Genomic DNA, 21,139 nt, shown 5'->3' on the forward strand with positions numbered 1-21,139 from the left:
CAAGAGAGGCGTTGTCCGCTAGCCCGCCGGGATCAGCTCCACGACATCCAATACCGATTCGAAGCGCGGGCGCGGGAATACCAGCCGCCAGCGTTTGGGGCCGATGCGCTCGACATAGCCGATCATGTCGCGATCGGCGTCGAGACCGTAGCGTAAGGGGGAGGTCTCGTCGCCGAGGACGAGGGTGCCGAGGAACACCTGGCGCGTGGCGTCATGCGGGAAGATCAGTCCGGTCGGGCGCTGCGAGCCGGTGACCTTGTGCATGCTCTTGACCTCGCCTTCGTCCGCGACGCGACAATCGAACCACGGATAGGCAGTGAAGTCGCGCATCGCAGTGCCCTTGCCGCCCAATTTGAAGGTGCGGCAGCGATAATTGCCCTGCGGCAAGGCTGCGTCGGCGAGCGCGCGATCGGGATCGAACAGCAGGGGCTCCGCGGCGATCGCTTTGGCGTCGGCCTTGCGCGCCAGCGGCAGCGCCTCGTCCCAGGCCTTGCGCCAGTCGCGGATCCGATCGCGGTCGGCGGCGGTGGCGACGCTCTGCCAGCTGACATTGGTGGGCGGGCTCGACGACGTCGCCTCGCGATAGACGCTGCAGCCCCCTAGGCCCGCGGCGAGGGCAATGGCGACAGGCAGCATCCACTTCATATTTTCGACCCCATTTTTATCGGCTTACGCGGCGGTCCAGCCGCCATCCATCGAATAATTGGCGCCGGTGATCTGCGCGGCTTCGTCTCTGCAGAGAAAGAGCGCGAGCGCGGCAACTTGTTCCGGCTGGACGAACTGCTTGGTCGGCTGGGCGTCGAGCAACACGTCGTTGATCACTTGCTCGCGGGTGAGGCCGCGGGTCTTCATCGTATCGGGAATCTGGTTCTCGACCAAGGGAGTCCAGACATAGCCGGGCGAGATGCAGTTGACGGTGATGCCGTGGGTAGCGACCTCGAGCGCGGCGGTCTTGGTCAGGCCGGCAATGCCGTGCTTGGCAGTGACATAGGCCGATTTATTGGGGCTGGCGACGAGGCTGTGCGCGCTCGCCGTGGTGATGATCCGGCCCCATTTGCGCGCCTTCATGCCGGGGATCGCGGCGCGCATCAGGTGGAAAGTCGACGACAGGTTGATCGCGATGATCGCGTCCCATTTCTCGATCGGGAATTCGTCGATCGGCGCGACGTGCTGGATGCCGGCGTTGGAGATCACGATGTCGACGCTGCCGAGCTCCTTCTCGGCGCGGGCGACCATCGCGGCGATCTGGTCGGGCTTCGACATGTCGGCGGGGTCGTACAGTGCTTTTGCCCCGGCCGTCGCTTCGAGCGCGGCGCGTTCGGTCTCGATCGCTTGCGCATCGCCGAAGCCGTTGATCATCACCGCTGCGCCTTCTGCGGCGAGCGCCTTGGCGTAAGAGAGGCCGATGCCGGACGTGGAGCCGGTGACGATCGCGGACTTGCCCTTGAGGAACATGGGTACTCCTAACGGTGCGTGAGGTCGAAGGCGGCGGTCTTGCCGTCGAGGATGTTCTGCGCGACGATCTGCGCGCTCGCCATGGTTTCGGCGATCGCGGCGCGGCCGGCCTGCCAATGCTCGTGCATCGAGCGGGCGGAGAATTCGAAGTCGCGCGATCCGCCTTCCCACGCATTGGCGCGGTAGATCAGGTGGACGAGGCTCAGCGGCTTCTCGTCGGCGAGGGCGCACAGCGCGACGACATCGGGGTCGTCGGCGAGATCGGACGGCAATTTGGCGAGGACGCGGCGGATCGCCTCGCGTTCCTGACGCAGACGGAGGCGCTCGTCCGAGACTTGCCGTGTGCGGCTGGAGAAGCGGATCTCCTTTTCGCGGGCCAGCACGTCGGTGATCGTGCGGGGCAAATCGGCGGCGGCGGGAAAGAGATCGACCTGGAAGACGAGCGTGTTCTCGCTCTGGCGATCGAGGATGTGGGTGAGCGGGGTGTTCGAGACGAGGCCGCCGTCCCAATAATAGCGGCCGTCGATCTCGATCGGGGGGAGGCCGGGCGGGAGCGCGCCCGAGGCCATGATGTGGCGCGCGTCGAGGCGCTCGTCGGCGGTGTCGAAATAGCGGAAATTGCCGCTCGCGAGGTCGACAGCGCCGACCGAGAGGCGGACCGGGCCATGATTGAGCAGATCCCAGTCGATATGCGCGTCGAGCGTCTCGCGCAGAGGTGTGCTGTCGTAGAAGCTGAGCGCGCCCGGGGTGCCGGGCGTGGCGAAGGAGGGCGGGATCGCCCGCGGGCGGAAGAAGCCGGGTACGCCGCCCATCAGCACGGCCGCGGCGGCCCATTCATGGGCGAATTCCCGTGCGCCGTCGCTCAAGGGGATCGAGAAATCTGGAAGCGCGCCGGTGACGCCTTCCCAAAAGGCGCGGATCGCGGCGAGACGAGTCTCGGGCGGGTTGCCGGCGAACAATGCCGCATTCACGGCGCCGATCGAGATGCCGGCGACCCAATCGACTTCGATCCGGGCCTCGCCCAGCGCCTCGATCACGCCGGCCTGGTAGCTGCCGAGCGCGCCGCCGCCCTGGAGCACCAACGCGACACAGTCCGGCAACGGCAGTCCGGCGACGCGGCGGCGCGGGCGGGGGTCGGCGTCGGCCATGCGGGGGCATGTGGCGTATCCGGGAGGCTCCTGCAATCCTCGCCCGCTGCGCGAGGGAGGATTTGAGGGCGTGCAACGCTTGGCGTGCTGGGGCATTGTTGCGGAACCTAACGACGAAGGAATGCCCATGCGGCTCGACGATCTCGATCCCACCGACAATGCGCGCGACTTTGGTTCGGGCGGCGGCGGTGGTGGCGGCGGCTTTGGACTGCTGGGCTTGCTGCCTTTGCTGCTCGGTCGCGGGATGGGGTGCGGCGGGATTGCTCTGCTCGGCGTGGTGGCGCTCGTCTATTTCGCGATATCGGGCGGCGGTGGGCTGCTCGGCGGAGGCGGGACGCAAGTCCAGCAAGGCCAGCAGGGCCAGACGCAGGGCGCGGCCAAGGCATGCGACACGCAGGCCGAATTATTCGCGTGCCGGGTGATGACGAGCACCGAGCAGGTGTGGAGCAAGGTCTTCGCCGACAACGGCCAGCGTTACCAGCCGGCGACGATCAACTTCTTCACCGGATCGGTCCAGTCGGCATGCGGGCAGGCATCGGCCGCGGTCGGGCCGTTCTACTGCCCCGGCGATCAGGGTGTGTTCCTCGACACCGGCTTCTTCGACGAACTCGACAAGCGCTTCGGCGCGAAGGGCGACTTTGCACGTGCCTATGTCATCGGGCACGAAGTGGGGCATCATATCCAGAATCTCGAAGGCACTTCGACCAAGGTCAGCCAGGCGCAGGCCCGCGCTTCGCGGGCGGAAGGCAACAAATTGTCGGTGCTGCTCGAACTGCAGGCCGATTGCTATGCCGGCGTATGGGCGAAACGCAGCGGCCGGCTCGAGCCGGGCGACATCGAGGAGGGCATGACCGCGGCGAATGCCATCGGCGACGACACGCTGCAGCGCCAGGGCCAGGGCGAAGTGGTGCCCGACAGCTTCACCCACGGCAGCTCGGCGCAGCGCAAGCAATGGCTCCAGCGCGGGCTCGACAGCGGCGATCCGGCGCAGTGCGATACGTTCGCAGCGGCGGGGTGACGGAAGCGGATGGGGCGGCTAAGCCCATCCGATGACCGAAGCTGCCGAAGCCCCCGAACGCCCGAAACTTGCTTATCGTCACACGCCCGGCCGCGGGCCGACGGTGGTATTCCTGTGCGGCTACGGGTCGGACATGAACGGCACCAAGGCGCTGGCGCTGCAGCAATGGGCGCAGCGCAGCGGGCGGGCGTTCCTGCGCTTCGATTATGCCGGGTGCGGCGAAAGCGAAGGCGATTTCGAGGACCAGACTCTGGCCTTGTGGCGCGACGATGCGCTGCGGGTCATCGACAAGGTGGTCGATGGGCCGGTGGTGCTGGTCGGCTCGTCAATGGGCGGTTGGGTGATGCTGATGGTCGCCAAAATGCGGGCCGAACTGGTCAAGGGGATGGTCGGGATCGCGGCGGCGCCGGACTTCACCGACTGGGGTTTCAACCAGGCCGACAAGCTCACGATCCTGCAGCATGGGCGGATCGAGCAGCCCAATGATTATGGCGAGGCGCCGACGGTGACGACGCGCGGCTTCTGGGCCTCTGGCGAGGCCAATCGGATGATGATCGGGCCGATCGCCTTCGACGGCCCGGTGCGGCTGCTGCAGGGACAGCGCGACAAGGAAGTGCCGTGGGAGCGCGCGGCGCGGCTTGCCGAGCTGATCCGTTCAGATGCGGTGCAGACGGTGCTGGTCAAGGACGGCGACCACCGGCTCTCGCGCGATTCGGACATCGCGCTGATCCTCCGGGCTGTCGAGGACGTGCTTTCCTTATGTTCTTCTTCCTCCTGAGCCTTCAGGCCGCGACTGCGGCCACGCCCCCGCCGGGGCAGGAACCGCCGCGTTATGCCGAGTGCATGGACCTCGCGACCGGCGACCCGTCGCAAGGCGTGGCCGCGGCGACCAAATGGCGGGTCGAGGGTGGCGGGATGCTCGCGCGGCAATGCCTGGGCGTGGCCTATGCCAATCAGAAGCGCTGGCCCTCGGCGGCGGCGGCGTTCGAGGAAGCGGCGCGCGACGCCGAGAATGCCAAGGACCTGCGGTCGTCGAACTATTGGGCGCAGGCGGGCAATGCGTGGCTCGCCACGGGCGAGCATGTGAAGGCGCGCGCGGCGCTCGATGCGGCGCTGGCGAGCGGGCATTTGCGCGGACTGGCACTCGGCGAGGCGCGGCTCGACCGGGCGCGGGTGCTGGTCGCAGCGGGCGATATGGAGGGTGCGCGCGTCGATCTCGATCGGGCGCTGGCGGATGCGAAGGCCGATCCGCTGGCGTGGCTGCTCTCGGCGACGCTGGCGCGGCGGCAAGGCGATTTGCCGCGCGCGAAGACCGACATCGCCGAGGCGCTGCGGCGCGCGGCGGACGATCCGCAGGTACAGCTCGAAGCGGGGAACATCGCGGCGAGCGGCGGCGACGAAGCGGGCGCGCGGACGGCCTGGGCGCGCGTCGTCGAGCTCGCGCCGGGAAGCCCGATCGCCGAGGCGGCGCGCAAGGCGCTGGCGCAGTTCGGAGCCAGCGAGAAGTAGCGCATCCTCCCCCTCCCGGGGAGGAATGGGTTGGCGGCTCGGAGTGGAGAACCTATCTCGCGGGCGAACGCTATTTCGGAGCCCGCATGCACTATCTCCACACCATGATCCGCGTCACCGATCCTGAGGCGACGGTGCGTTTCTTCGAGCTGTTGGGCTTGCAGGAAGTGCGGCGGATGGAGAGCGAGAAGGGGCGCTTCACCCTGATCTTCCTCGCCGCGCCCGAGGATTCGAACGGTCCGGGCCAGCGCGCCAATGCCGAGGTCGAACTGACGTACAACTGGCCGGAGGACGGCAAAGCGCCCGAAATCTATTCCGGCGGACGCAATTTCGGGCATCTCGCCTACCGGGTCGACGATATCTACGCGACTTGCCGGCGGCTGATGGGCGGCGGCGTGACGATCAACCGGCCGCCGCGCGACGGGCACATGGCGTTCGTGCGTACTCCCGACAATATCTCGATCGAATTGCTCCAGGCCGGCGACCCGCTGGCGCCGGCCGAGCCCTGGGTGTCGATGCCGAATATCGGCGCCTGGTGATCGACCCCGCCGCCCGCTTCCGCGCGCTCACCGGGGCCGCGGTGCCGATCGTGCAGGCGCCGATGGCGGGGGCTGGCGGAGTCGCGCTTGCCGCCGCAGCGATCCGGGGCGGGGCGGTGGGATCGCTACCCTGCGCGATGCTCGATGCCGGACAGATTGCGGCGCAAGCGGCGGAAGTGCGCGCGGCGGCGGGCGGGCCGCTCAATCTCAACTTCTTTTGCCACGAACTGGACGATGCGCCCGACGATGGCGCGTGGCGGACGGCGCTTGCCCCCTTTTACGACCGCGAGGGCGTGACGCCGCCCGAGGCGGCGGCGGGGCTGCGGCGACCGTTCGACGCGGCGCTGTGCGCGGCGGTCGAGGCGGTGCGGCCGGAGATAGTCAGCTTCCATTTCGGACTGCCGGCGCCGGCTTTGCTCGCGCGGGTCAAGGCCGTCGCCAAGGTGTTCGGCAATGCGACGACGGTGGACGAGGCGCGCTTCCTCGCGCGGCAGGGCTGCGATGCGGTGATCGCGCAGGGGAGCGAGGCGGGCGGCCATGCCGGCTGGTTCCTTGAAGGGCACCGGCCGATCGGGACCCTCGCGCTGGTGCGGCGGATCGTTCGCGCAGTCGACGTTCCGGTGATCGCGGCGGGCGGGATCGTCGACGGCGCGGGTGTGGCCGCGGCGCTGGCGCTGGGCGCGAGCGCCGCGCAATCGGGGACTGCCTATCTCGCCACGCCCGAGAGCCTTGCGTCGCCGATGCATCGCAATTTGCTGGGGAGCGAGGCGGAAACAGTGTTCACCAACTTGCTGACCGGACGCGAGGCGCGGGGCTTTCGCAACCGGCTGATCGACGCGCTCGGGCCGCTCTCGCCAATCGTGCCGGCCTTCCCGCACGCGGCAACCGCGCTCGCGCCGCTGCGCGCGGCGGCGGAGGCGGACGGACGGGAGGACTATTCGCCTTTGTGGGCAGGGCAGGGGGCTGCGCTGGCGCGGGCGATGCCGGCCGAAACCCTGACACGGCTGCTCGCCGAGGAGGCGCTTGCCGCGCTTCGTCTCTAAGTGTATTATGTATGCAATACACATGAGGAGACGCGCATGGTTCGCCTGGGTGTGAAGGGATTGGCGGGGCTGCTGTTGCTCGGCGGGTGCGGGGGCAGTGAGCGCTCGGCGATCGCGGTGTCGATCGAAGCCGACGGGTCCGCCAATACGACGGTGCGGTGCGTCGATACGACGAGCGGGACGTGCCATGTCGCGTTCGCCGTGGCGGCCCCGCTGCGCGGCGAGATCCGCAAGGGCGACAGCAAACGCTTCGCCGTGGGACCCGGCACCCCGGTGTGCATCGAGCCCGATCCGGTGGACCTGGCCAAATGCGACCGCAGGGCGATCAAGCAGGGCACCCAGAGGATTTCACGCCGCCGCGTCGTCGACTGAGGCTGGCGCGCAAGCGTTCGGGCGCCTATTTTGCGGGAATGCTCGACATCGTCCGGATCCCTGCGCTCAGCGACAATTACATCTGGCTGGTCCACGATCCCGCATCGGGGGAGACGATGGTGGTCGATCCGGCTGAGGCCGAGCCGGTGCTCGCCGCGGCCGGGCAGCGTGGCTGGCGGATCTCGGCGATCTGGAACACCCATTGGCACCCCGATCACACCGGAGGCAATGCCGGCATCAAGGCCGCGACTGGCTGCACCGTGATCGCCCCGGCCGCCGAGGCGGGGAAGATCCCGACCGCGGACCGGCTGGTCGGCGAAGGCGATTCAGTCCGGCTCGGCGATCATGTCGCGACGGTGATCGAAGTGCCTGCGCACACTGCCGGGCACATCGCCTATCACTTTGCTGAGGACGTGGTGGTGTTCGTCGGGGATACCTTGTTCGCGATGGGCTGTGGCCGGCTGTTCGAGGGAACGCCGGCGCAGATGTTCGCGAACATGCAGCGGCTGGGTGCGCTGCCGCCCGAGACCCGCGTCTATTGCGCGCACGAATATACCCAATCGAACGGGCGATACGCGCTGGTCGCCGAGCCCGACAACCAAGCGATCCGCGCCCGGATGGCGGAAGTGGATCGGCTCCGTGCGGCGGGCGAGGCGACCGTCCCCACGACGATCGCCGCCGAGATCGCCACCAATCCGTTCCTGCGCGCGGGGAGCGTGGAAATCCTGGCGGAGCGGCGCGCGGCGAAGGATGTATTTCGCGGCTGAGAGGTCTATGCTCGCGGGGGCGTGAGGAGTTGTCGATGATGCGCCTTGTCTTGCCCGCTTTGCTGTTGCTTGGCGCCTGCACTACCACCGCCGCCACGGAACAGTCCGACGCGCGCGACCACGCGCGGCTCGAAAAGGCGCTGGCCGGGCTCAGCGCGGGAGAACCGCTGCGCTGCATCCGCCGCGACCAGTTCAACGAGATCCGCACTTTCGAGGGCACGATCCTCTATGTCGCGGGGCGCGGGCGCATTTGGCGCAACGATGTGACGGGCAATTGTCCCGGGCTGCGCCGCGGCGATATCGTGGTCTCGAAGACTTTCGGAAGCCAATATTGCGACGGTGACATCATCGAGACCCGGGCCGCGACCGGCGGGTTCCTCTCGGGAAGCTGCTCGCTGAGCAAGTTCACGCCCTACACGCGCGACGAAGGGAGATAATATGCGACAGGTCTTGATGCTGGGAGCGCTCGCGCTGGCGGGCTGCACGAGCAGCGCGGAACTGCAGACGTCGCGCGAGGCCGAGGCGCAGCGCGACCTGGGCGAGGCGCTGAAGGGGCGCGTCGCCGGCAAGCCGCAAAACTGCCTGTCTTCATCGCAGAGCACGAACGGGCCGCAGATCATCGACGCGCACACGATCCTGTACCGCGACGGCAGGCGGGTGTGGCGCAACGATCTGGCGGGCAATTGTCCGTCGCTCGATCCTGACGACATCCTCGTCGTCGAGCTGCACGGGTCGCAGATCTGCAAGAACGACATGTTCCGGCCAGTCGATCGGGGAAGCCAGATACCGGGCGCATATTGCCGGTTCGGGCAGTTCACGCCTTATGTGAAGGAGTGATCTGACAATCCTCCCCCGCTGAAGCGAGGGAGGATTATTTCCGGTTACAGCACGTAGCGGCTGAGATCGGTGTTGCGGGCGATGGCGGCGAGCTGCTTGTCGACATAGGCGGCGTCGATGACGAGCGTGGTGCCTGCCCGGTCCTCGGCGTCGAAACTGACTTCCTCGAGCAATTTCTCCATCACCGTCTGGAGCCGGCGCGCACCGATATTCTCGAGTTCGCTGTTAACCTCTGCGGCGATTTTTGCGACCGCACGGATACCGTCTTCGGTGAAATCGATCTGGACGCCCTCGGTACCGAGCAGCGCCGCATATTGCTGGACGAGGCTCGCCTTGGTGTCCGAGAGGATGCTCACGAAATCCTCTTCAGTCAGTGCCTTCAGCTCGACGCGGATCGGCAGGCGGCCCTGGAGTTCGGGGAGCAGATCCGACGGCTTGGCGACGTGGAACGCGCCCGAGGCGATGAAGAGGATGTGATCGGTCTTCATCGGCCCGTATTTGGTCGCCACCGTGGTGCCCTCGATCAGCGGCAGCAAGTCGCGCTGGACGCCTTCGCGGCTGACCGATCCGCCGCGCACGTCCGAGACGGCGATCTTGTCGATCTCGTCAAGGAAGACGATGCCGTTGGCTTCGGCATCGGCGAGCGCCTGGCGGCTGACTTCATCCTGATCGAGGCGCTTGTCCGCCTCTTCCTCGACCAATTTGTCCCATGCCGCGCGGACATTGAGCTTGCGCCGCTTGAGTGGCGTGCCGGACAGGCCCTTCATCATCTCGCCGAGATTGATCATCTGCGGGCCGGCGCCGGGGATATCGAACGGCATGGACGGGGCCTGCTCGACCTCGATCTCGATCTCGGTATTGTCGAGCACGCCATCGTGGAAGCGCTGTTTGAACGCCTCGCGCGTGGCGGTCGACGAATCCTTGCCGGTGAGCGCGTCGAGCAGACGGCCCATCGCGGCTTCCTCGGCCTTGTCCTTCACTGCGGCGCGGCGGCGTTCCTTTTCGAGCCTGATCGCTTCCTCGACGAGATCGCGGGCGATCTGCTCGACGTCGCGGCCGACATAGCCGACTTCAGTGAATTTGGTGGCTTCCACCTTCACGAAGGGCGCATCGGCGAGCTTGGCGAGGCGGCGGCTGATCTCGGTCTTGCCGCAGCCGGTGGGCCCGATCATCAGGATGTTCTTCGGCGTGACCTCGTCGCGGAGATCGGCCGAGAGCTGCTGGCGGCGCCAGCGGTTGCGCAGCGCGACGGCGACGGCCTTCTTGGCGTCGTGCTGGCCGATGATGTGCGCGTCGAGCGCGGCGACGATGGCTTTGGGAGTGAGGTTTTCGTTCATTGATCCATTCTCGTCATCCCGGCGGAAACCGGGATCGCGTGCGGCGAGCGAACGCTTAACAACTGGGGGATCCCGGCTTTCGCCGGGAGGACGGCTAATTGGCGCTGTCGAGGCTCTCCACGGTCAGCCGGTCGTTGGTGTAGACGCAGAGTTCGCCGGCGATCTTCATCGCAGCCCGTGCGATCTTCTCGGGGTCGGTCTCGTAGTCGACCAGCGCACGGGCGGCGGCGAGGGCGAAATTGCCGCCGGAGCCGATCGCCGCAACGCCGGCCTCGGGCTCGAGCACGTCGCCATTGCCGGTGACCACCAGCGTGACGTCCTTGTCGGCGACGATCAGCATCGCCTCGAGGTTGCGGAGATATTTGTCGGTGCGCCAGTCCTTGGCGAGTTCGACCGCGGCGCGGAGGAGCTGGCCCTGGTGGCGCTCGAGCTTGGATTCGAGCCGCTCGAACAAGGTAAAGGCGTCGGCGGTGGCGCCGGCGAAGCCCGCGATGACCTTGCCGTCACCCAAGGGGCGGACCTTTCTGGCGTTGGGCTTCATCACGGTATTGCCCGCCGAGACCTGCCCGTCGCCTGCGATGACCACCTTGCCCGATTTGCGCACGGAGAGGATTGTCGTGCCGTGCCACGCGTTGCTGTCTTTGCTCATATGGCGGCGATATGGGGAGCCGTTTCGGCTGCGCAAAGGGTAAGGAGTTCGCGATGCGTTTGATAGTGCGACTGGCATTGGCGATGCTGCTGTGCGCGGGTGCTCCCGCATGGGCGCAGGCGCCGCTCAAGGTGATGAGCTTCAACATCCGCTACGCCAACGACAAGGATGGCGTGAATGCGTGGGACAAACGCCGGGACGTCACGCTGGCAATGCTCGAAAAGGCCGCGCCGGATCTGTTCGGGACGCAGGAATTGCTGAAGGTGCAGGGCGATTATCTCGTCGAGAAGCTCAAGGGTTATAAGTGGTTCGGGATCGATCGCCGCGGCGGGCATGACGACGAGCATATGGGGATCTTCTACCGGACCGACCGGCTCAAATTGGTCGAGTCGGGCCAGTTCTGGCTGTCGGACACGCCCGAGGTGGTGGGGAGCATCACCTGGGGGCACCCGCTGCCGCGGATGGTGACGTGGGGGCTGTTCGAGACGGTCAAGGGAAAGCGGCGTTTCTACGCCTTCAACACGCATCTGCCCTATCGCGCCGAGGACGAGGCGGTGCGTGCCAGGGGCGCGGCGCTGATCGCCAGAAGGGTCGAGGCCATGGCGGGCGACTTGCCGGTGGTGCTCACCGGCGACTTCAACACCGTTCCCGGCAGCGAGGCCTATCGCACGCTGAGCGCGCGGCTGCAGGATGCCTGGACGAGCGCGCCGAAACGCGAAGGGCCAGAGATGACCTTCCACAATTTCACGGGGACGGCGGACAAGAGGATCGACTGGATTTTCACGCGGGGTTTCGTGGCGAAGAAGGTGCGGACGATTACCGATCATCAAGGCGCGGTGCAGACTTCGGACCATTTTCCGGTGATGGCCGAGCTGGGTTGGGTGCGGTAAACGCCCGACATGCTCCACGACGACAATCTCACCGCGGACCGGCCGACCTTCGTCAGCCATCTCGAATGCGCGATGACCGGTGAGCGCTATGCGGCGGATCGGCTGCACGGGCTATCGAGGGTTGGGCGGCCGCTGCTGGTGCGCTATGATCTGGAGGGCGTCCGCGGGGCGCTGACCAAGGACATGCTCGCCACGCGGCCAGCCGATCTGTGGAAATATCGCGAGTTGCTGCCGGTGCGGCATACCGCCAACATCGTCAGCCTCGGCGAGACCGCGACGCCGATCGTGCCGCTCCTCAGGGAGCCCGGTAATGTCTGGGTCAAGGACGAGGGGCGGCTGCCGACGGGTTCGTTCAAGGCGCGCGGGCTGGTGATGGCGATCGCGATGGCGAAGGAATTGGGCGTCACCACGATCGCGATGCCGACCAATGGCAATGCGGGGGCGGCGGCGGCGGCTTATGCTGCCCGGGCAGGGATCGACGCAGTGATCTTCTGTCCGGACGACACTCCCGAGATCAATGTGCGCGAGATCGCGGCGCAGGGTGCGCGGGTCTATCGAGTCAATGGCCTGATCGACGATTGCGGCAAGCTGGTCGGCGCGGGAAAGGAGACGCGCGGCTGGTTCGATCTGTCGACACTCAAGGAACCATATAGGATCGAGGGCAAGAAGACGATGGGGCTCGAGCTCGCCGAGCAATTGGGCTGGGCGCTGCCCGACGCGATCTTCTATCCCACCGGCGGCGGCACCGGGCTGATCGGGATGTGGAAGGCGTTTGACGAGATGGAGGCGCTCGGCTGGATTGGCAGCAAGCGCCCGCGGATGTACGCGGTGCAGGCCGAGGGCTGCGCGCCGATCGTGCGGGCGTTCGAGACGGGCGAGCGGCATGCGACGCGCTGGGAGGACGCACATACCGTCGCGGCGGGGATCCGGGTGCCGCAGGCAGTGGGCGATTTCCTGATCCTCGACGCAGTGCGCGCGAGCAGCGGCAAGGCGCTGGCGGTACCAGACGCGGCTCTGATGCAGGCGGTGGACGATGCCGGAAAGCGCGACGGGCTGCTGCTGTGTCCCGAGGGCGGGGCGACCCTGGCGGCATATCGCGAGGCGCTGGCGGCGGGGCTGGTCGATGCGGAGGAGAAGGCCGTACTGTTCAATTGCGCGACCGGGCTGAAATACCCGCTGGCGGACCAGTCGCGGTTTCTGGATCGGCACCAGGCGGTGGATTGGGATTCGCTTTAGCTGGTCGTCACCCCGGCCTTGTGCCGGGGTCCACCGTGCCGCACTGGCAGTCTTTGCATCTGGAGTGCGTGGTTCTCCTCCTGGTGGACCCCGGCACAAGGCCGGGGTGACGGTGAGGGTTAGCCCAATACCTTCTTCACGAACTTCGCGCCCAGCTGGATGCCGACCGGATCGACGCCGTGGCCAAGGCCCCGTGTGACATGCCCCTCCAGCGGAAAGGCGAGGCGTTCGAGCTCGGCATAAGCGTGGTGGTAGGCGCTGAGCGGGACGATGGTGTCGGCATCGCCATGGATCAGCAGCACCGGTGGTTTGCTGCGGACCTCTCCCGGATCGAGCGACGGACCGGCGATCATTCCCGAATAGCCGAGAATGCCGGCAAGCGCGCGCTCGCGGCGCACGCCGACATGGAGCGCCATCATCGTGCCTTGGCTGAAGCCGACCAGCATCAGCCGGTCCTCGCTCAGTCCGTGCTCTGCGAGCAGGCCATCGAGATACGCGTCGAGCACCGGCGCGGCATGGCGAGCACCCGCGGCGAGCGCGGGGCGGGCGAGGTCGTGTAGCGCCCACCATTGATAGCCGCCGGGCGCGCCGGGGCAGCGTTCGGGCGCGTTGGGCGCGACGAACAATGCGTCGGGGAGCAACTCGCGCCACATCGGCGCGAGCGAGACCAGATCGGCGCCGTTCGAGCCATAGCCGTGGAGCAGCACGACGAGCTGCTTCGCGGCGCCGCCGGACAGGGGCGCGAGGCTGGGGCCGGTGAGTTGCTGCATAGAGGAGTCCTCAGCCTAGCGGGTAGAGCGCGGCGGCGACCCAGCGCAGCTCAGCGCGGAGCACGCCCCAGGCGCGTGCGGCGGCGCGGCTGTCCATCGGCTCCACGCCGATGCCGCGCGCGCCGAACGCCCTCACGAAGGCCGCGGGCGGACGGACCAGCGTCTCGCCGGTGCCGAGCAGGAGGAATTCGGGCTGCGGATCGAGCGCGAGAAGCGGCGCGAGATCGGCCTCGGTCAGCACGGCGAGCGGCGGGGGCGCCCAGCCGTCGGCGCGCCGGGGCGTGATGAGCAGTCCTTCATAGACGCCGTCATCCACCCGGAAGCCGCCGCCCGAAAAGCCGGAGATCACCGGCCCTTCGGCGCTGCGGCGTTCCATTTTCATCCCGGCGTTACGGCAATTCGCGCGAAGTCACGCGCTCGGCGTCGCCGGCCGCCTTCTGGACGAAGCTGTCTGGCTTGAGCCGCAGCCACAGCAGGATCGCCGCCGATACATAGACCGACGAGAAGGTGCCGATGACGATGCCGAGCAGCATCGACGCGGTGAAGCCGAAGATCACTTCGGGCCCGAGTACGAGCAGGATGGTGAGCACGATCCCGATCGACAGGCTGGTGACGACGGTGCGCGACAGTGTCTCGTTGATCGAGAGGTTGAGCAGCGGCACCATCTCCATCTTGCGGTATTTGCGCATATTCTCGCGGATACGATCGTAGACCACGATCGTGTCGTTGAGCGAATAACCGATGATCGTCAGGATCGCCGCGACGACGTTCAGATCGAATTCGAGCTGGGTCACCGCGAAGAAGCCGAGCGTCAGCGCGACGTCGTGGAACAAGGCGAACAGCGCGCCGACGCCGAACTGCCATTCGAAGCTGAACCAGATGTAGAGCGCGATCCCGACCATCGCGACGCCGAGCGCCCAGGCGCCGGTGCGGAACAATTCGTTCGAGACTTTGCTCGAGACGCTCTCCACGCCGGTGACGCGCGCGCCGGGGAAGCCCTTCTCGATCGTGGTGCGCATCTTGGTTGCCGCCGCCTCGGCCGCGGTGTCGCCACCGTCGGGAAGCTCGGTGCGGATGCCGATTTCCTGCGCACTGCCAAACTCCTGGATGGTGACATCCTCGAAGCCTAGCGACGCCATTTTGGAGCGGATCTCGTCGATCGGCACCGCGCGGTCGAAATGGACCCGGACGGTCTGGCCGCCGACGAAGTCGATGCCGAGGTTGAAGCCGCGCACCGCGCACAGCGCGATCGACGCGACGATCAACAGGATCGACAGCACCATCGCGACGTTCCGATATTTCAGGAACGGTATGTTGGTGTTGTCGGGGACGAGCTTGAGCGGGAACATGCTTTCGGCCTCAGATCTGGATGGTCTTGGGGCGATTGCGCTTCAGCCAGTCCGCGACGAGCAGACGAGTGAAGGTGACGCCGGTGAAGACCGAAGTGACGATACCGATCGCGAGCACGACCGCGAAGCCGCGGATCGGACCGGAGCCGATCGCGAACATGATGACCGCCGAGATCACGTTGGTGATGTTGGCGTCGAAGATCGCGCGCGACGCTTCCTTGTAGCCGAACTCGACCGAGGCAAGCGCATTGCGATTGCGGACGCGCTGCTCCTCGCGGATACGCTCGTTGATCAGCACGTTGGCGTCGACCGCGGCGCCGATCGTCAGCACGAAGCCGGCGATGCCGGGCAAGGTCAGCGTGGCGTTGAAGATCGCCATGATGCCGAGGATCATGAACGCGTTCACCACCAGCGCGAGCGTCGTATAGACGCCGAACCGGGCATAGGTGATCAGCATGAAGAAGATCAGCGCCAGAGTGCCGACCACGCCGGCGAGCACGCCCTTGCTGATCGAATCCTTGCCGAGCTCTGCCGAGATGGTGCGCTCCTCGACCACCTTGAGCGTGACCGGCAGCTTGCCCGAGCGCAAGGCGACCGCGAGCTGGTTGGCGCTCTCGACGGTGAAGCCGCCATTGATCCGCGCAGCGCCGCCGAGGATCGGCTCGTTGATGTTCGGTGCGGAGATCACGTTGTTGTCGACGATGATCGCGAACGGCTTGCCGGAATTTTCCTGTGTCACCTTGGCGAAGCGGCGCGAGCCGACGCCGTCGAGCTGGATCGCGACGCCGGGGGTGCCGTCTTGCGGGTCATAGTCCTGCCGCGCGTCGACCAGCATGTCGCCGGTGATCATCGCGTTGCGGAATACGGCGATCTGGCCGCCGCCTTCCTGATAGGAGAGGACCTGGCTGCCCGCGGGCACGTTTCCGGACTGGATCTGCTGCGGCGTGACGCTGGTGTCGACCAGCTTGAACTCGAGCTTGGCGGTCTTGCCGATCAGCTCCTTGAGCGCCTGCGGATCCTTGAGCCCCGGCACTTCGACCACGATGCGGTTCTTGCCCTGGCGGACCACGTTGGGCTCGCGGGTGCCGAACTCGTTGATGCGGCGCGAGACGACTTCGCGCGCGTCGTTCATCGCGGTGTCGATGGCTTCCTCGAGGCCCGCCTGGGTGGGCTTGAGCACGAAGCGGCTCGAATCGACCACCGAAATGTCCCAGACGCGCTGGCCGGTGAGGCCGGCACCGCTACCGGTGACTTCGAGCAGCCGCTCGCGCGCGGCATCGACCTTGGCGGGATCGCGGACCATGAAGGTCAGCTGGCCGTTCTGGACCGATATGTCGCCGATCTCGACGCGCGGATCGCGGCGCATCACCGACCGGACCGATTCGCGCATCGCGTCGAGCCGCGACGCCGCGACGTCCTTGGTGTCCGCTTCGAGCTGCAGATAGGAGCCGCCGGCGAGATCGAGGCCTAGGCTCACCGTCGGCTGGGGAACCCAGCTCGGCCAGGTCCGGCGAACATTGTCGGGAATGAAGCTGGGGATCGACAGTGCGATGCACACGACGATCGTGACGATGACCGCCCAGACTTTCCAGCGGGGAAAATCGAGCATCAGTCGTTCGCGGGCTTGGCGCCGCCCAGCGGGCGCACTTCGGCGAGAGTCGCCTTGATCGCACGGACCTTGACGTTGGTGCCGAGCTCGATCTCGACCTCGGTCTCGTCGACCTTGGTGACCTTGCCGATCAGTCCGCCCGCGGTGATCACGGTGTCGCCCTTCTTCACCCCGCCGACCGCGTCCTGCAGCGCCTTCATGCGCTTTTGCTGCGGACGGATCATCAGGAAGTAGAAGACCACGAAGATGAGGACGAGCGGCAGCATCGTGACGATCGCGCCGGCGGTGCTTCCGCCCTGTGCCGCGGTGCCGGCTGCCTGTGCATATGCTGGGGTGGCGAACATGGGTTTTTGATGCCTGGATTGCGGGGCGCGGAACGGCCCCGTTCAAGCGGGGCGCGCTAACATGCGACACAAAGCCGTGCAACTATTGTCGCTGTGCCTTGCATCCTGCGCCGGACCGGAATAGAGGGCGCACCCTTGGTCGGGGCGTAGCGCAGCCTGGTAGCGCATCACACTGGGGGTGTGGGGGTCGCAGGTTCGAATCCTGTCGCCCCGACCAGTTTTAGTCAGGAGCTACCGGTATTTCGGTTGCTTCCTGAGAGTCGGCTCCAGGCCTCTGGCAATCACGGCGGCTTCGGCGAGGGCGCTTGACGGGCAGCAAACTCGGTGCGGGCGAACACGCTGCCGATTCGGCGTTCTAGCGCTGTCGGTTGTCGAAAAGCTCGCGCGAGTGAACTGCCTTCGCCGCCGGGACTCCATTTACGGCGAGCGGCCGCTGTCCGAGGAGATCGGTAGCTAAGCGCCCATTTGTTACTTGCAGAGCGGCCTGTACGACTCCCAAAACCCGCCATCCGTTCATGTGCAGAATCGCGAGCGCGCGATGTCGTTTTTTGATGGTCAGGTTCTCGGTCCGCCTCAGGAAACAAATCGGCAAAGCGCTCGGTCAGAAGAGGGGATGCAACCGATCCGCTGGCGCGATCTGACGCGCGTCGTAGTGAGATCGGCCAGTTTGCGGCCCACTTCCAGCAGATGTGCTTCGGCGAAGCGAACGTTCATTTGGCAGCATCCACCTCTTGACAGGCGATGACGACCTTGGACTTTCCTATTTGCCTTCGAGGCACGCCAAAAATACTCAGCGGACTTGCAATCCGGTGGTGGCGATCAGCGCATAAGCACCGAATAGACCATGCCCATCTTGCCGTCCTTCATCTGCCCGTCCGTTAGATCCGTAGGGCAATCGCCGGTGTGCCTGGCGACGATCTTCTGGTTGTCGCCCTCGACGCTCAGGTCGAGGACTTCGTCCAGCGTATAGCCGGTCCGGACATCACCGGTCAGCGTACCCCGGGTCGTCACCGGCTTCATACCGGGCACGCCGCACACCGTGACATACCTGTAGCCGTTCGACGTCCTGGTGAAGTTGCGCGCGGTGCAGTCGCCGCCATTGCCGATTTGCTGAAATGCCGAATATCCGCTTTCGGATTTCTCCCCGACGCACAATTTGTCGGTCCATAGTTCGTCGCCATTGGCCGCGACATGGCTGAAGGTCCAGAGGCCAGCCTGGCGTTTCGGCGCGACGATATTGGGGGCGGCATCTCCGCTTGCGCCCGCCGCGGCTTCGGTCGGTCCCGTGGTGGCGGCGGTGTCGTTGGCGGGCGGGGTCACCGGTGACGGCGAGCAGGCAGTGGCGGCGAGGAGCCCCGCAGCGGCAAGAGCGATGCGCATGAGATTGTCTCCGATTCTGAGGGTCAGCAGCCGCCGGCTTTGTTGCTGGTCTTCTCTGCTGTGTAGTAATCAGCATAGGCGTCGCGCGCCGACGGATCGTTCTTGCGCACCAGGCCGCGGAAGCCGCGTCCATCGGGAGTCATCTGGAACAGTCCCGTCCGCCGCGTCGTGTCGCCAGCGGAGTCGGTCTCGACGATGTCGAGCTTCATCACGCGGCCGCTGACCGTTCCGGTCACCCGGCTCTGCTGATATTCGTAGCAGCCGGTCACCTTGTCGCCCTGCTGGTGCAAGCGGATCCAGCCAAGGCCGCTGCCGCCTTCATACTTGCCGGTGAAATCGGGCGTGTCCCCGCTCTGCGTCGTCGCGCGACCATAGCCGTGGAAGCCGGTGAAGCCGGTATAGTCGTCGCCATGATTGCCGAGGATCGTCAGCCGCACCCAGCGCCCGGTCGGGCGTTCCTCCGGCTTGAACGCGAAGGACTGGCCGTTCGCGTTCATCCGCAAATTGCCTGAAAGGACTTTCTCGAACCCGGAATTGGCCGAGCTGTTCGACAGTTCGACGGTAAAGCCCTTCGGCGCCTTCTGGTTGCGGTTCAGCCCCCCGGTATCGAAGGCGATCCGGCTGAGTTCGGTCTCTTCGGCCAATTCGAGCACGAACACCGCGCCGCCGTCGCCGGTCCAGTCGGTGCTCGCCGAATCGTCGATCAGGTTGAACGGGCTCGATTCCATTCGGTTGAGCGGGGAGTTGTCTGGAAATTCGAGGATGTCCGCCCCGGCCCGGTAGCTGAACAAGTCGGTCGCCGCGCCCTGCGCCAGCGCGGGCGCGGCCAGCAACAGTCCTGCGCCGATCATCGGCAATGCTGCGCCCATGTGGGCCTTGCGAAGCGCGGTCATCGACTTTCTCCCACCCTGAAACTGTGGATGGCAAGACGGCGAAAGCGCGCGGAAGCGGACACGCTGCGCAAAAGTTTTTTGCGAAGACGTTTTCGTTGGAGCTTCGCCCCGCGCTCCCATAGCCTCTGCCGGCGCCGGGGGGAGACCAGCATGCATGGGGTGAGCGAGACGGATTGGGCCACAATCCAGGCACTGTTTGAGGATCTGGTCGATTTCCCGCCTGACGAGCAGGAACGCCGGCTCAAGCGCTCAACCCAACCTTCGGCGATCGTCAGCCAGACCGAGGCGCTGCTAGCCGCTGCCCGGGCGGACGGAATCCTCGACATGGCGACGCCCTCGATCGACTTGCCCGGCGGCCCAACCGGTTATCGTTCGCTGGCCGAAGGCCAGATCGTCGGCGGTTTCACCGTGGATCGCCTGATCGGGCGCGGCGGCATGGGCGAAGTCTATCTGGCGCATCGCACGACGGAGGATTTCGAACAGCGTGTCGCACTCAAGATGCTACGCGCCGAAGCCAGCGACCGGGGCGACATGTTCGCCCGCGAACGCCGCTTGCTCGCGCGGCTGGAGCATCCCGGCATCGCCCGCCTGATCGACGCCGGAATTGCCGAGGACGGACGCCCGTTCATGGCGATGGAATATGTGGATGGCGAGCCGATCGATATATGGTGTCGCACCCACAAGGCTGATCTGGACACGCGCCTGACCCTGTTTCGCAATGTCTGCGAAGCGGTCTCCTATGCACATGGCCATCTGGTCATCCACCGCGATATCAAACCGTCGAACATCGTGATCGAGGCCGGCGGCAAGCCGCGCCTGCTCGATTTCGGCATCGCCAAATTGCTCGACGATACGGCCGCGGTGCCGATCGTGACCCAGGCGATGCTGACTCCCGAACATGCCGCCCCGAGCAACTCGATGGCGACGAGGCGTCGGTCGCCACCGACGTCTACGGGCTCGGCATATTGCTGTACGAACTGGTCACCGGCGTCGGCCCCTGGCACCGCGAAGGCGCGTCGGTGCCGGCGATCATCCGGCGTGTGCTCTATGAGGATCCGGCGCTGCCGAGCCGCGCGGCGACGCGCGACGACGCGCCCGTCCCCGCGGCGCGCATCCGCGGCGATCTCGACGCCATCATCCTGAAGGCGATGCGGCGCGAACCCGGCGACCGCTACCGGAGCGCGACCGAACTTGCCGAGGATGTCGCCCGGCATCAGGCGCTCAAGCCCGTCCGCGCACGCGAAGGATCGACGCGCTACGCCGTCGGCCGGTTCGTGCGGCGCTATCGCTGGGCGACCGCGGCCACCGCGGCGGCGCTGCTGGCCTTGCTGGTCGGTGCCGCCGGGATCGCATGGCAGGCGCGCCAGACCGCGATCGAACGCGATCTCGCACTAGCCGAGGCGCGCCGTTCCGAAGCGATCAACCAGATGCTGACGGTGATGGTCCGCGAAACTGCGGAATCGGATGCCGGCGAGAACACCACGCTCAAGCAGATGCTCGACCAGACTGCGGAGCGGCTGGTCGGTTCGGTTGACACCAGCACGCGGTCGGCGGCGCTGATCAACACTTTGTTCGACCTCTATTCGAACATCGAGGATTTGGCGGGCGCGGATTCGCTGATCACCCGCGCGCTCGCGCGCGGCATCGGCAAGGGCGACGAAGTGGCCACCGCGCAGCTCAAGACACGTGCCGCCTCCGCCGCTGCGAGCCTGGGCCGGACGGACGAGATCGCACCGTTGCTCGACGCGGCGGAACCCGTGTTCCGGCGCGACCCCGAACGCTTCGCCAGCGAATTGCTGGACGTGGACCAGGCGCGGGCCCAGCTGCTGCGGCGAACCGGCAAGGTCGAGGAGGCGATCAAATTGCTCGGCGACACGCTTCCCCGCGCCGACCGCATCTACGTCGAGAACCATCGCGACCTGCTGACGATCTACAATAATTTGCTGGTCTATATGCTCGAGGCCAATCAGCTCGACGCGATGCCGGCGGTTTTC

The 21,139-nt window shown here is 66.4% G+C and carries 24 protein-coding genes and 1 tRNA gene; 13 read left to right on the forward strand and 12 right to left on the reverse strand.

Annotation, left to right across the window (positions count from 1 at the left end; translation table 11 throughout):
• Positions 1 to 18 precede the first annotated feature (18 nt).
• Genes CVN68_RS19810 through CVN68_RS19820 form a run of 3 tightly spaced genes read right to left on the reverse strand, consistent with a single transcriptional unit; the run spans position 19 to position 2,603 of the window.
• Positions 19 to 645 carry a DUF4893 domain-containing protein gene (locus tag CVN68_RS19810; protein ID WP_233503446.1) on the reverse strand — a complete coding sequence of 209 codons (627 nt, stop codon included), beginning with the start codon at positions 643 to 645 and terminating at the stop codon, positions 19 to 21.
• A gap of 24 nt (positions 646 to 669) precedes the next feature.
• Positions 670 to 1,455, reverse strand: a complete 786-nt coding sequence (locus CVN68_RS19815) for a 3-hydroxybutyrate dehydrogenase (protein ID WP_100283718.1) — start codon at positions 1,453 to 1,455, stop codon at positions 670 to 672.
• 8 nt (positions 1,456 to 1,463) lie between these two features.
• A complete protein-coding gene (locus tag CVN68_RS19820; RefSeq protein ID WP_100283719.1) occupies positions 1,464 to 2,603 on the reverse strand; it encodes a patatin-like phospholipase family protein in 1,140 nt (379 codons plus the stop codon).
• A gap of 127 nt (positions 2,604 to 2,730) precedes the next feature.
• Between CVN68_RS19820 and ypfJ the strand changes: the two genes are divergently transcribed.
• The 9 genes from ypfJ (at position 2,731) to CVN68_RS19865 (ending at position 8,688) form a co-directional block, all read left to right on the forward strand.
• A complete protein-coding gene (ypfJ, locus tag CVN68_RS19825) occupies positions 2,731 to 3,621 on the forward strand; it encodes a KPN_02809 family neutral zinc metallopeptidase (RefSeq protein ID WP_100283720.1) in 891 nt (296 codons plus the stop codon).
• Positions 3,622 to 3,652: 31 nt separating this feature from the next.
• Complete coding sequence (locus CVN68_RS19830; RefSeq protein ID WP_100283721.1) at positions 3,653 to 4,399, forward strand: alpha/beta hydrolase; 747 nt, start codon at positions 3,653 to 3,655, stop codon at positions 4,397 to 4,399.
• On the forward strand, positions 4,381 to 5,130 hold the full coding sequence (locus CVN68_RS19835; protein ID WP_100283722.1) for a tetratricopeptide repeat protein: 750 nt from the start codon (positions 4,381 to 4,383) through the stop codon (positions 5,128 to 5,130). Before CVN68_RS19830 ends, CVN68_RS19835 begins: the two co-directional genes overlap by 19 nt.
• Positions 5,131 to 5,216: 86 nt before the next feature.
• On the forward strand, positions 5,217 to 5,669 hold the full coding sequence (locus tag CVN68_RS19840; protein WP_100283723.1) for a VOC family protein: 453 nt from the start codon (positions 5,217 to 5,219) through the stop codon (positions 5,667 to 5,669).
• Positions 5,666 to 6,712, forward strand: a complete 1,047-nt coding sequence (locus tag CVN68_RS19845; RefSeq protein WP_233503447.1) for an NAD(P)H-dependent flavin oxidoreductase — start codon at positions 5,666 to 5,668, stop codon at positions 6,710 to 6,712. Before CVN68_RS19840 ends, CVN68_RS19845 begins: the two co-directional genes overlap by 4 nt.
• A 36-nt stretch (positions 6,713 to 6,748) precedes the next feature.
• Positions 6,749 to 7,084: a hypothetical protein gene (locus CVN68_RS19850; RefSeq protein ID WP_158298977.1), complete on the forward strand. Its 336-nt coding sequence runs from the start codon at positions 6,749 to 6,751 to the stop codon at positions 7,082 to 7,084.
• 38 nt (positions 7,085 to 7,122) lie between these two features.
• Positions 7,123 to 7,851 (forward strand): hydroxyacylglutathione hydrolase, encoded by a 729-nt coding sequence (gene gloB / locus CVN68_RS19855; protein ID WP_100283725.1) that lies wholly within the window; start codon positions 7,123 to 7,125, stop codon positions 7,849 to 7,851.
• A 35-nt stretch (positions 7,852 to 7,886) separates the two neighbouring features.
• Positions 7,887 to 8,288: a hypothetical protein gene (locus CVN68_RS19860; protein WP_158298978.1), complete on the forward strand. Its 402-nt coding sequence runs from the start codon at positions 7,887 to 7,889 to the stop codon at positions 8,286 to 8,288.
• Between the two features lies 1 nt (position 8,289).
• Positions 8,290 to 8,688, forward strand: coding sequence for a hypothetical protein (locus tag CVN68_RS19865; RefSeq protein WP_233503448.1), 399 nt, complete (start codon positions 8,290 to 8,292; stop codon positions 8,686 to 8,688).
• A gap of 44 nt (positions 8,689 to 8,732) precedes the next feature.
• Here the strand turns inward: CVN68_RS19865 and hslU are convergent, their stop codons facing one another.
• Both hslU and hslV read right to left on the reverse strand, forming a co-directional pair.
• Positions 8,733 to 10,025 carry an ATP-dependent protease ATPase subunit HslU gene (gene hslU, locus CVN68_RS19870; RefSeq protein ID WP_100283727.1) on the reverse strand — a complete coding sequence of 431 codons (1,293 nt, stop codon included), beginning with the start codon at positions 10,023 to 10,025 and terminating at the stop codon, positions 8,733 to 8,735.
• A gap of 94 nt (positions 10,026 to 10,119) precedes the next feature.
• Entirely contained in the window at positions 10,120 to 10,674 is a 555-nt protein-coding gene (hslV, locus tag CVN68_RS19875; protein WP_100283728.1) for an ATP-dependent protease subunit HslV, read from the reverse strand.
• A 53-nt stretch (positions 10,675 to 10,727) separates the two neighbouring features.
• Between hslV and CVN68_RS19880 the strand changes: the two genes are divergently transcribed.
• On the forward strand, positions 10,728 to 11,564 hold the full coding sequence (locus CVN68_RS19880; RefSeq protein ID WP_100284560.1) for an endonuclease/exonuclease/phosphatase family protein: 837 nt from the start codon (positions 10,728 to 10,730) through the stop codon (positions 11,562 to 11,564).
• Between the two features lie 9 nt (positions 11,565 to 11,573).
• Positions 11,574 to 12,800 (forward strand): threonine synthase, encoded by a 1,227-nt coding sequence (locus CVN68_RS19885; RefSeq protein WP_100283729.1) that lies wholly within the window; start codon positions 11,574 to 11,576, stop codon positions 12,798 to 12,800.
• Positions 12,801 to 12,919: 119 nt separating this feature from the next.
• Here CVN68_RS19885 and CVN68_RS19890 read toward each other — a convergent pair whose 3' ends face one another.
• From CVN68_RS19890 to yajC, 5 genes are read right to left on the reverse strand one after another with little or no spacing between them, the layout of a single operon-like run.
• On the reverse strand, positions 12,920 to 13,570 hold the full coding sequence (locus CVN68_RS19890; protein ID WP_100283730.1) for an alpha/beta hydrolase: 651 nt from the start codon (positions 13,568 to 13,570) through the stop codon (positions 12,920 to 12,922).
• Between the two features lie 10 nt (positions 13,571 to 13,580).
• Positions 13,581 to 13,952 (reverse strand): Mth938-like domain-containing protein, encoded by a 372-nt coding sequence (locus CVN68_RS19895; protein WP_100283731.1) that lies wholly within the window; start codon positions 13,950 to 13,952, stop codon positions 13,581 to 13,583.
• Between the two features lie 7 nt (positions 13,953 to 13,959).
• A complete protein-coding gene (gene secF / locus CVN68_RS19900; protein ID WP_100283732.1) occupies positions 13,960 to 14,919 on the reverse strand; it encodes a protein translocase subunit SecF in 960 nt (319 codons plus the stop codon).
• A 10-nt stretch (positions 14,920 to 14,929) separates the two neighbouring features.
• Positions 14,930 to 16,528, reverse strand: a complete 1,599-nt coding sequence (secD, locus tag CVN68_RS19905; protein WP_100283733.1) for a protein translocase subunit SecD — start codon at positions 16,526 to 16,528, stop codon at positions 14,930 to 14,932.
• The gene (yajC, locus tag CVN68_RS19910; RefSeq protein WP_100283734.1) at positions 16,528 to 16,872 is read right to left on the reverse strand and encodes a preprotein translocase subunit YajC; all 345 of its coding nucleotides are present in this window, start codon (positions 16,870 to 16,872) and stop codon (positions 16,528 to 16,530) included. Before yajC ends, secD begins: the two co-directional genes overlap by 1 nt.
• A 140-nt stretch (positions 16,873 to 17,012) precedes the next feature.
• On the opposite strand from yajC, the gene CVN68_RS19915 reads away from it, so the two are divergent.
• Positions 17,013 to 17,089: transfer RNA gene (locus CVN68_RS19915), tRNA-Pro, on the forward strand.
• A 602-nt stretch (positions 17,090 to 17,691) separates the two neighbouring features.
• Here the strand turns inward: CVN68_RS19915 and CVN68_RS19920 are convergent.
• Complete coding sequence (locus CVN68_RS19920) at positions 17,692 to 18,252, reverse strand: DUF3617 domain-containing protein (RefSeq protein ID WP_100283735.1); 561 nt, start codon at positions 18,250 to 18,252, stop codon at positions 17,692 to 17,694.
• 23 nt (positions 18,253 to 18,275) lie between these two features.
• Positions 18,276 to 19,145: a discoidin/SUN/FTP domain-containing protein gene (locus CVN68_RS19925; protein ID WP_100283736.1), complete on the reverse strand. Its 870-nt coding sequence runs from the start codon at positions 19,143 to 19,145 to the stop codon at positions 18,276 to 18,278.
• Positions 19,146 to 19,295: 150 nt separating this feature from the next.
• Between CVN68_RS19925 and CVN68_RS19930 the strand changes: the two genes are divergently transcribed.
• Positions 19,296 to 20,288: a serine/threonine-protein kinase gene (locus tag CVN68_RS19930; protein WP_158298979.1), complete on the forward strand. Its 993-nt coding sequence runs from the start codon at positions 19,296 to 19,298 to the stop codon at positions 20,286 to 20,288.
• Positions 20,289 to 21,139 lie beyond the last annotated feature (851 nt).

Source organism: Sphingomonas psychrotolerans (genome assembly GCF_002796605.1).
Lineage (GTDB): Bacteria > Pseudomonadota > Alphaproteobacteria > Sphingomonadales > Sphingomonadaceae > Sphingomonas > Sphingomonas psychrotolerans.

Excerpts from the sequence above, each read along its gene's own strand:
- CVN68_RS19810 (WP_233503446.1), bottom strand. The coding sequence starts at position 645 with ATGAAGTGGATGCTGCCTGTCGCCATTGCCCTCGCCGCGGGCCTAGGG.
- CVN68_RS19815 (WP_100283718.1), bottom strand. The coding sequence starts at position 1,455 with ATGTTCCTCAAGGGCAAGTCCGCGATCGTCACCGGCTCCACGTCCGGC.
- CVN68_RS19820 (WP_100283719.1), bottom strand. The coding sequence starts at position 2,603 with ATGGCCGACGCCGACCCCCGCCCGCGCCGCCGCGTCGCCGGACTGCCG.
- ypfJ (WP_100283720.1), top strand. The coding sequence starts at position 2,731 with ATGCGGCTCGACGATCTCGATCCCACCGACAATGCGCGCGACTTTGGT.
- CVN68_RS19830 (WP_100283721.1), top strand. The coding sequence starts at position 3,653 with ATGACCGAAGCTGCCGAAGCCCCCGAACGCCCGAAACTTGCTTATCGT.
- CVN68_RS19835 (WP_100283722.1), top strand. The coding sequence starts at position 4,381 with ATGTTCTTCTTCCTCCTGAGCCTTCAGGCCGCGACTGCGGCCACGCCC.
- CVN68_RS19840 (WP_100283723.1), top strand. The coding sequence starts at position 5,217 with ATGCACTATCTCCACACCATGATCCGCGTCACCGATCCTGAGGCGACG.
- CVN68_RS19850 (WP_158298977.1), top strand. The coding sequence starts at position 6,749 with ATGGTTCGCCTGGGTGTGAAGGGATTGGCGGGGCTGCTGTTGCTCGGC.
- gloB (WP_100283725.1), top strand. The coding sequence starts at position 7,123 with ATGCTCGACATCGTCCGGATCCCTGCGCTCAGCGACAATTACATCTGG.
- CVN68_RS19860 (WP_158298978.1), top strand. The coding sequence starts at position 7,887 with ATGATGCGCCTTGTCTTGCCCGCTTTGCTGTTGCTTGGCGCCTGCACT.
- CVN68_RS19865 (WP_233503448.1), top strand. The coding sequence starts at position 8,290 with ATGCGACAGGTCTTGATGCTGGGAGCGCTCGCGCTGGCGGGCTGCACG.
- hslU (WP_100283727.1), bottom strand. The coding sequence starts at position 10,025 with ATGAACGAAAACCTCACTCCCAAAGCCATCGTCGCCGCGCTCGACGCG.
- hslV (WP_100283728.1), bottom strand. The coding sequence starts at position 10,674 with ATGAGCAAAGACAGCAACGCGTGGCACGGCACGACAATCCTCTCCGTG.
- CVN68_RS19880 (WP_100284560.1), top strand. The coding sequence starts at position 10,728 with ATGCGTTTGATAGTGCGACTGGCATTGGCGATGCTGCTGTGCGCGGGT.
- CVN68_RS19885 (WP_100283729.1), top strand. The coding sequence starts at position 11,574 with ATGCTCCACGACGACAATCTCACCGCGGACCGGCCGACCTTCGTCAGC.
- CVN68_RS19890 (WP_100283730.1), bottom strand. The coding sequence starts at position 13,570 with ATGCAGCAACTCACCGGCCCCAGCCTCGCGCCCCTGTCCGGCGGCGCC.
- CVN68_RS19895 (WP_100283731.1), bottom strand. The coding sequence starts at position 13,952 with ATGAAAATGGAACGCCGCAGCGCCGAAGGGCCGGTGATCTCCGGCTTT.
- secF (WP_100283732.1), bottom strand. The coding sequence starts at position 14,919 with ATGTTCCCGCTCAAGCTCGTCCCCGACAACACCAACATACCGTTCCTG.
- secD (WP_100283733.1), bottom strand. The coding sequence starts at position 16,528 with ATGCTCGATTTTCCCCGCTGGAAAGTCTGGGCGGTCATCGTCACGATC.
- yajC (WP_100283734.1), bottom strand. The coding sequence starts at position 16,872 with ATGTTCGCCACCCCAGCATATGCACAGGCAGCCGGCACCGCGGCACAG.
- CVN68_RS19920 (WP_100283735.1), bottom strand. The coding sequence starts at position 18,252 with ATGCGCATCGCTCTTGCCGCTGCGGGGCTCCTCGCCGCCACTGCCTGC.
- CVN68_RS19925 (WP_100283736.1), bottom strand. The coding sequence starts at position 19,145 with ATGACCGCGCTTCGCAAGGCCCACATGGGCGCAGCATTGCCGATGATC.
- CVN68_RS19930 (WP_158298979.1), top strand. The coding sequence starts at position 19,296 with ATGCATGGGGTGAGCGAGACGGATTGGGCCACAATCCAGGCACTGTTT.